2 protein-coding genes are annotated in these 2,373 nt (G+C 54.2%); both read left to right on the forward strand.

Annotation, left to right across the window (positions count from 1 at the left end; genetic code table 11):
- On the forward strand, positions 1-1,726 hold a 1,726-nt coding region (locus tag K3T82_RS49680; RefSeq protein WP_220200419.1), incomplete at its 5' end, for an ATP-binding protein.
- On the forward strand, positions 1,723-2,373 hold a 651-nt coding region (locus tag K3T82_RS47405; protein ID WP_220200420.1), incomplete at its 3' end, for a sigma-54-dependent transcriptional regulator. The genes K3T82_RS49680 and K3T82_RS47405, both read left to right, overlap by 4 nt.

Consider the following 2,373-nt stretch of genomic DNA (forward strand, 5'->3'; position numbering starts at 1 on the left):
CTTACATGAACTGCCTCCCAACACCAAAACCTTCTTTGCTATGCCTTTGCTTGCGAGCAAGGTGAGTGCGCAACGCGGTGGCTCACTCCTACGGGGGAGTCTGGGGATGAGCCAGAAGGACGACCAGGAGAGGAATATCATCGGTATCGTGCTTGGTGCCTACCGTACTCCCTGGAAGCTCCGCAAATCTGAATTGGTGCTGATGCAGGTGCTGGCAACTCAGGCAGGGGCCGCGTTAGAGAACATGTTGTTGATGACCGAGGTGATCGAGGCCCGAAATGAAGCGCGCAAGCTCTTACGCCAGGTGTTAGAAGACCAGCGCCTCAAAGAGATGATCCTTGAAAGCATTCCTAGCGGTCTGATGACGACGAATAGCGATGGGCGGATCACGACGTTTAACCGGGCCGCATCCGCCATTCTAGGGTGCCATGCGCGTGAGGTACTTGGTCAACCACTGACTAGTGTGCTTGATATTTGTTCTCTCCAGACCTCTGCCCCTGCCGTGCCAACAGTTAATACGGAGACACTGCTCAATGTCGCCCCTGGAATCAACTTGCTCAACGAGATGGAAGAAGCGCCTTCCACTACCAGCCTGCTGGAAGGGGACGGAACCTCTGTATTTGTGTCCTCCGAACTGCACATCCAGAAGGTGAATGGTGAGGTAGAAGATCGCCTGCGAGGAACGCTTCACTCTGCTCCTGACGAGTTGCGTAGTGGAACGCTCAAAACGACTGATAGGCAGGGGCGCGAGATCGTCCTGGAAGTAGATGCGCTCCCGCTTCGTGGTGAGGAGAACCGGTCGATTGGCACCTTAATCACCTTTACGGATGTTACCTCTGTTCATCGCTTGGAAGAAGAGAAGCGCCGCCTCGACCGGCTTGCCACACTGGGCGAAATGGCTGCCAATGTCGCGCATGAAGTTCGCAATCCACTCGCCTCAATTAAGACCTCCATGCAAATGATCATGGAAGAGCTCACCTGTGATACCCAACCACTTGAGCCGGGCGAGGATACTACGAGCTTGGTAAGTGATCAGGCGTGGATTCGTGAAGAAAGCTCCGTCGTATTAAAGGAAGTAGAGCGCCTCAATAGTATTGTCCATGATCTTCTGCTCTTTGCCAGGCCCCGGCAGCTTCATCGTACCCCCTGCGACCTGTGTGAATTGAGTGATCGCGTTTTGCAATTTATTCAGTCTCAGTGTGAAGCGGCCCATGTGGTCGTACATCGTGTTTATCGTGAGCTTCCTCCCGCGCCCGTTGATGTTGGACAGATGGAACAGGTCCTCTTGAATCTCTATATGAATGCTCTACAGGCCATGCCAGAAGGTGGAGTGTTGACTGTTTCATGTATGCCGCTAGCCGCCGAAGAGGCCCTGGTGAGGGACGCGCAAGAAGATGTCACCTCAACTCTGCCCCGCCATCTCCTGATCGGTCAACAACGTGAGGAGCCATCGCGTGTTCCATGGTTGGAGATAGCCGTCAGCGATACCGGCGAAGGCATACGCCCGGAACAACTCGGGCGCATCTTCCAGCCTTTCTTTACGACAAAGGCGCATGGTATCGGTCTGGGGCTGGCAATCACGCGCCGTCTGGTGGAGGATCATGGAGGCTATATTCGAGTGGAGGGTCACTATGGCTATGGCGCAACGATCTCAATTCGCCTGCCTATTGTCAGTGAGCGAAGCGCGCTCGCCGAAGAAGAGATCTGGGAAGGAGGTCAGCAATGAGCCTGGGTATTCTGATTGTCGATGATGAGCCACATCTTCCCCATCAATTTGCGCGCTATCTGCGTAAGCATGGATACGACGTCTATACCGCCTCGGATGGTGAAGCGGGCCTGCGTGAATTGCAGAAGAATACGATAGATCTTGTCTTGCTGGATCTGCGTTTGCCTCGACAAAGTGGGCTTGAGGTGCTCAAGCGCATTCGCGAGATTGAACCGGAACTGCCAGTGGTTATTTTAACCGCGTACGGCAATGTCCAAACGGCAGTTGAGGCGATGAAATTGGGGGCCTCTGACTATTTACTGAAAGGATTTGATCTGGAAGAATTGTTGCTAGTTGTAAAGCGAGCTCTGGAAACCAGTGCTATGTCCAGAGAGCTGCGACAGTTAAAGCGGGAGCGCAGCGACAATTACCATTTCAACCATGTCGTTGGTCATAGTGATCGGATGCGCGCGGTCTTTGAACTGGTGGCGAAAATCGCGCGTAGTGATGCTACAGTCCTTATCACGGGTGAGAGCGGAACCGGGAAGGAGGTCGTCGCCCATGCCATCCATGAGCAAAGCGCGCGCGCCAGTGGCCCGTTCCATCCGCTCAACTGCGCCGCCATTGCCCAAAATCTGCTGGAAAGCGAGCTCTTCGGTTATGAGCAG

Origin of the sequence: Ktedonospora formicarum, from assembly GCF_016587355.1 — a bacterium.
Taxonomy (GTDB): Bacteria; Chloroflexota; Ktedonobacteria; order Ktedonobacterales; family Ktedonobacteraceae; genus Ktedonobacter; species Ktedonobacter formicarum.